Source organism: Dolichospermum sp. LEGE 00246 (assembly GCF_015207865.1).
Lineage (GTDB): Bacteria > Cyanobacteriota > Cyanobacteriia > Cyanobacteriales > Nostocaceae > Dolichospermum > Dolichospermum heterosporum.
This window is the reverse complement of sequence record NZ_JADEWA010000329.1, coordinates 1-6,107: the sequence shown is the minus strand read 5'-3', so window position 1 is coordinate 6,107 and position 6,107 is coordinate 1. Positions and strand designations below refer to the sequence as shown.

The window sequence follows — 6,107 nt, the reverse complement described above, 5'->3', positions numbered from 1 at the left end:
CTTTTGTGAACAATTAATTTTTTAATCATATCGAATTTTCTCTTTCTTTCAGTCCCGTTACGAAGTTCCACTTTCTCACTCCATGCCCAGCTTAATGCTACTTACTATCATTAAGCCTCTTACCCTTCGAATGATTTTTAGTTATTATGTACTACTCGCTAGGCTTTTTTGATATGTGACAGTTCAGGGTGCGGAATGTGGGTTGTAGATAGCGTCTCGAATCCCTTGTGGGACTAAAAAATTGTTATAATGCCTAAAGACTCTTCCCTGTTTCCTGTTCCCTTGTCATAAGGACAATTTTTAACGCCAACCTACTTAGAACGTGAACGTTCGCAAAGCAATGGAATGGAACGCGCTATTGTTTAATAGCGTAGCCATATCAAGATTTACAGGATTTAAGGATTGACAGAATTTTATGGCATTTAGCAATTATAAAAGTATTAGTTCAGTCATTAAAAAGTTTCAAATCAAGTATGTGCAATCTAATTTTATGTTGGAAGTAGAATTTCCGGCTAAGGAATCTTTTAAGGAGGAATTAGATTTGCTATTTACAGATGGAGTTATTGATAATTCCGAAGATGCTATTTGTGAAAATCTCATTTATCCAGTATTGAAAGAAGTATGGAAACCTTACCGAAGTAAATTAACTCTTTGGAGTCATGAAGCATTAGCTTATGATGAGGATTTATCAGGTATTCCTGATTATACTGTAACACAGCGAAACTCTCTAAGTACAATTGTTTTTGATAAACCTTATTTTTTGATGGTTGAAGCTAAACAAGACAAATTTGAAGAAGGTTGGGGTCAGTGTTTAGCTGAAATGATCGCAATTCAGAGAATTAATGATGATTTTGTTAGTGATGTTTTTGGAATTGTTTCTAACGGAAAAATATGGCAATTTGGAAAGTTGGTTGGTGATGTATTTACTCGAAATAAAAATCTGTATATGATTCAAGATTTAGATAAATTATTTGCTGCGGTGAATTATATTTTCCAACAATGTGAATTAAAAATCCAAAAACATTAAAATAATTTCTCGTTCCGATCTCTCGTTCCAATCTCTCGTTCCCATACTCTGTATGGGAATGAATTCTAGAAGGCTCTGCCTTCAAAAACAGTGAAATCTGGAGTCAGATCCTCTGTGATAGCATTCCCAGTCGGAGACTGGGAACGTTACGCTATATTATTTTTGACTTTTGACTTCCGCCTTGCGGTACTAGGCTATTTACAAGACTATATGGACATTATTCACACCCATTTTCAGCTAATTTTTTAGGTGTGAGCGTTCACGTTCGCCTGTCTCGTATCTCTTGCGGCACTGAAGGAAAGAGATAATTGCAGCGATAGCGAGGCGCGACATAGGAATCGCTCTGTGTTTGAGATGGATGCACAGATGAAAGAAATAAGTACTTAGTCACCCTCATAATTTGGCTAAGGTATTGATTGTTATTCATATTTTCTTGCACTTAAGTGGTTGGCTTTGGTTATCTTGGCTATCAATCGGGTTTAAAAACTAGGGAAAACAGGCGTTGTCTGTGGTGCAGGTAAGATAAAAGGAGGTGGAACTGTAGGTTCAACTTTTTTGATGACTGCGATCGCAAATGCTTTTTCTTGAGGCTGCTGCTTACCCAATTTATCATTAACTTGCAGTTTAATTTGAGATGGTAGGGCTGAATTTACCTCTAGTGATTTTGAGCCAACTGCTGGCACATTACCAAAGGGATCAAGTTTCACTTGAATATCTTCCCCCTCTACTCGCCAAGACAAAATAGCTGTTGCTCCCTCTTTTAACTCCTGATTGGGTTGTTCACTACTATTAAGTGTGAAAGAAACAATTCTAAATGGTTTTGGTAATATTTCAATTGCTGATTCAGTCTTTTTAAGACTACTCCTATCACTGTCGTTATTGGGCAAAGCTTTAATTTCAAAAGTGAATCTACCAGCTTTTAATAAAGATATAGGTATATTTCTACATTCTAATTGTTGATTTTCTGTTTTTGCACATAGATTCTGAAGCTTAGAATCAAAAATCATATTACCTTGATTATCTTGATTAAAACGATAAACACCTAATATACCTACTGATGTACCATCTTCTGCCTTTCCAGTTATTTGAATTTCCTTCAGCAGCAAAGGACGAGAAATTTTCCAACTTAAATTAATATTATTACCTTTTGTATACTGAGGTCTATCTGTCTTGAACTCTGAAACTTCAGCTATTTCTTTTTCGCTAATTTCAACTTGTTTGATTTGTGGTGCAGTTTTCGTATCTTGAGAGAAGAACAACGCACCTTTACGATAAGATGCTTGTAATTCAAAACTATACTTTCCTTTCTTTTTCACTCCTGTTGAAAAATTATCACAACTCAAGTATTCTTTTTCCGGTTGACAAGGTAGTTTATTGCCCTGTGTGTCTTTAAGAGTGTCTTTACTAAAGTAATATTTCGTTTGGTTTCCTGCAATTGTCAGTAGCACGCTTTGTAAATTTTGATAGTTTCTAATCTTCCAACTTAACTTGACTTCGTTATGTTTATCTTCAGTTTTAGGGCTACTCGTAAAGAATTCTTCTAATATTACAGGGTCAGGGTTTAAAAGCCGCCAAATGATGAAACTTATCCCACCGAATAATCCTAAACATACTAAAATTAATAATAAAAATTGCCACCAAGGGCGAGGTTTCCAGATAAAACTTAGTTGAGGTAAAGTATTATTTAGAGGTAAATTATTTTTGTCTTGAATCTGGGCTTGAAAGTTGATAACTAGCCCTCCACCCGACCAAGGTCTGCGCCACCAAGGTCTAGGTTTTACTGTGAGATTAGACGTATAATTCTTATTAGGCAATAACCTAATTTCACTAGGCTCAAATTTATAATTATAAAGTGCTTCTTCATCTCGACTTTCCAGGGCAAACTTTAATTCACGCACCACATTTCCCTGGTTAGTTAATGATAATTCATACTTGGCAGGGCTGCGACTTACTTGTGCCAAAATGGTCTGTAACTGTACATCTAAACGATAAATTGTCGGAATTTGTGTGTAGACCAAATCTAACAGCACCAAGTCGGGAGAGTTTTCCGAATGTAAGCGAATAGTCGGCGAATAAATTCCGGCTAAGGAATCTCCAGGTGGGTGGAATGTCAGGAAAATTTGGCCTTGAGAACGGGGATTGAGTGATAGTGCAGTGACTTCAGATAGTCCTGTTCCCTCGGCTCCAGTTGTAGGATAATTTATAGTAAACCAATCTTCATCTAAATCTAGGCAAGTGATGCGGAAACGGTCTACAAGGTTGGAGCGATTTTCCACTATCACTCCAATTTGCAAAGGTTGACTCGGATTTAAAATTAGGGGTTTATTAGTATTACTACTAGGCTTGAGTGAAAAAGTCGGATCATTGATGCGAATGACAGTTTGTTCTTTGATCTGAACTTTTAGTTGCATTGGAAAGTTGATCGGAGTATCTTGCGGATAATGCTGGGGAGCATCTACCACTAGAGTATAGTCATAGGTTCCTGGTAAAGCATCATGAGGAATGTGCAACTGAAATTTAACTTCGTCGCTAGTCTGTTGAGGAGCGATCGCCAAACTTTCTTGAGGAGAAACAGACCACCCCATAAGATTGGTAAATTGGTCATCAAAACTAAAATACAAGTCAACCACAGCACTCTGGTTTCCCTGATTAATGACTACCACATAAAGTTCAATCGTATCTCCTGGCATCCCAAATTGCATACCAGTTGGGTTAATAATAATTTGCAATGGACTGGTTTGAGCTTGCATACAATCAAATTCCTTACTTGATACGGTTTAGTTTGACTTGAAAATCTTCGCCACCAGTCACAATCATATTATTGATTAAGTCAACACTATTGATACCTTTGGAACTTTGGTAAATCATTTGACCTTTAGCTGCCTTTGTTTTGTTTAGTTTATATGTCTCAGTTAAATGCCAAACAATAACTTCTCCATTATTTTCCCCACTAGCAAGCAAGCGTCCATCTTCACTAAATTTTAGAGTTTGTACTGGCCTTCCTGACCTTACTTGCCAACTATCTAATAGCTGACAATCAACTTCGGTAATTGGTTTCTGGGCGCTGGCATTGTTAACAGTTTGGCATTGATTTAAATTCCAAATATTAATATAGCCATCGGAATCACCAGTTGCTAAAATTTTTTCTGGTGATTTAGGTACAAAATCTACTGCCCAAACATATTTGTCTCTTTCTGTTGAACCGCCTGTTTTTTCTAATTTCTGCACTGATAAATTCCGCAGTTGATTATCAGGCTGACTGGGATTAAATGAACCAAATAAAAAACGCTTATAGTTTCCTGCTATCACTAGGGTTTTATCATCAGGACTGAGAGTTAAAGTGCGAGCTTCAAAAGGTAATTTGAATTGAAGAGTTTTGAGGTTAATAACTTGTTGCGGTTCTTGCTGAAATTGATGATTAACAGAGGTTCTTGACCATAGTCTTAATTGACCACTGCCGTAACCACTAAATAAATACAGTGAATTTTTAGTAAATGCTAAACCAAAGACCCTGTCACCTATTTCTGGGTCTTTAAGTTCTTGTGTTTTGTTGCTATTAGATACATTCCAAAGTTCAATTACACCATTTTTTAGCCCAACTGCCACAAGATTATTATCTACGGGCATCAAGCGTAAAACTTCCACAGAAGCATCGGTAATTGCTAACAAGCCGCTAGGTTTTTGTGCTTTACCACAAGCATTCGGTAGTCCTTGATAAGTGAATTTTCCTGGTTCTAAACTGTTGTTGTTGCGATTAATGTTCCAAAATCTTAATGTGCAATCGTTTGAGCCACTGAGAACAGAGGCACCGTTACCACTAAAAGCCACAGAAGTTACAGAACCAGTGTGCATAATTGGCTCTGCTGTGAGTAGTAATGCTAACAGTAATGCTATTAGTCCCAGAATCGCAAACTGTAACCAGATGGGAATAATCGGGAGTCTATGTAATTCTAGAGTTTGGGTGGCGGGGTCTGTAGTCCCCAAACGTTGGTCAGATAATTCGGCTTTGGCTTCTAATAGCAAAGTTTTTGCTAATCCTACCCAATGGCGTTTTGTTTGAACATTGAGGAGAACTTTAGTTGTTTCTCCTAAATGCAAACTTGCTGTTTCTGGAACAGTTTTGTAAGTACATTTTCGCCAATCCTTACCCTGAATATTAATATTAATTTCTTGATAGAGGTTGCTGACATTTTTGAAGATTAACTCAAAGGTAGCTGTATCAGACTTCCAGTTAGGCAGCCATCTGGAATGGCTGGGAATTATTTGGCGCTTGTTTGTGGTAGAAAACTCGACAAAACCTACAGGTAAAACTGTTATGTTTCCTGCTACACTAGCTGGGTGTCCATTATTAGTTTTAGCCTCAATAGTAAACGGATAGTTTTGACTAGGTGATTGAACTACAGATGGTGGTTGGCATTGGAAAATTACTTCTGTGTAACCACCTGGATCTAGAGAAAATCGTTTTTCTGCATTACTAATCAACCAAGATGAATCAACACCAACAAAACGCAATGTCACAATCGTTGTTTGTTGACCCAAATTTCTAACTCGCACTGGGATATCTACAGTATTACAAGGATAGACTTGGAATTCTCGTACAGGCAGTTCTAAACTTAAGAGTGTAGGTTGATTATCTCGCTCAATTTTCAGGCGCAGCAGTAGCCTGCGTTCTCGTCTTAGCTGTGGTGAAAAAATTGTTATCGTTAGGTTGACAGTACCTACAAATCCAATGATTGGTGTATTAAGAATAAATACTTGAAACTCCGTACTACTTCCTGGTGGTTTAGCGGCAGCTACCTCTGGTTCAAGTTTATACCAGCGATATTCTGAATTGCGTTGCTCTCCTGCGGCTGTAATTTCTATTTGAAAATTAGCAAATTCGCTACTGTCGTTGTTGACAGTGATTGTAAAGGTAGCAGGAGTAGTACCTGGTGTAAAGGTTAGATTTTGGGTAGACAGGCTGGCATTTATTAAACTATTTTCCATATTATTAACCGCTGTTTCGCACATTTTTTGATGATTCAATAGACCTATATAACCTGAATTTGTCACAAAGAGATTTAAAAAGAAGGTTAGAGAC

The 6,107-nt window shown here is 37.3% G+C and carries 3 protein-coding genes; 1 reads left to right on the top strand and 2 read right to left on the bottom strand.

Going from position 1 to position 6,107, the window contains the following annotated elements; all coding sequences use genetic code 11:
• Positions 1 to 415: 415 nt before the first annotated feature.
• A complete protein-coding gene (locus IQ228_RS18750) occupies positions 416 to 1,027 on the top strand; it encodes a hypothetical protein (RefSeq protein WP_039201665.1) in 612 nt (203 codons plus the stop codon).
• Between the two features lie 479 nt (positions 1,028 to 1,506).
• On the opposite strand, the gene IQ228_RS18745 is transcribed toward IQ228_RS18750, so the two are convergent.
• Together IQ228_RS18745 and IQ228_RS18740 are read right to left on the bottom strand one after the other, a co-directional pair.
• The gene (locus tag IQ228_RS18745) at positions 1,507 to 3,777 is read right to left on the bottom strand and encodes a hypothetical protein (RefSeq protein WP_193963900.1); all 2,271 of its coding nucleotides are present in this window, start codon (positions 3,775 to 3,777) and stop codon (positions 1,507 to 1,509) included.
• 13 nt (positions 3,778 to 3,790) lie between these two features.
• A partial coding sequence (locus IQ228_RS18740; protein ID WP_228043949.1) for a hypothetical protein occupies positions 3,791 to 6,107 on the bottom strand: 2,317 nt, incomplete at its 5' end.